Genomic DNA, 332 nt, shown 5'->3' on the forward strand with positions numbered 1-332 from the left:
GCCGGACCTACGTAGCCTTTGTCCGCCCATACCGCCGCTTCGTCCCCTTGCACCAAGGCGTGACCGATGCATACCTCGTTGACGTTCGCTGGCGTCACCTGCGCTGCCCTCACCAACTGCGAATCGCGATCCACCGCCACATGCAGCTTGTAGCCAAATGTCGCCTTCGCGCCGCGTTTGGTCCAGGCAGCGTCCGGATCGGTGGCCGAACGTCCACCGCCTTTCTGCTTGGGCGGTTCGCTCACCGCCGCCGGTATCAAGGTCGCATCGATCAGGGTGCCTCGCCGCAAAATCAAGCCGTGTGCATCCAACTGCCGATTCACTTCCGCAAA

Annotated in this window: 1 protein-coding gene; it reads right to left on the reverse strand. The window is 62.7% G+C overall.

The features are described from left to right. A partial coding sequence (locus tag QQJ86_RS20710; RefSeq protein WP_284322882.1) for a transposase occupies window positions 1–332 on the reverse strand: 332 nt, incomplete at both ends.

The organism is Dyella acidisoli (assembly GCF_030160295.1).
Lineage (GTDB): Bacteria > Pseudomonadota > Gammaproteobacteria > Xanthomonadales > Rhodanobacteraceae > Dyella_B > Dyella_B acidisoli.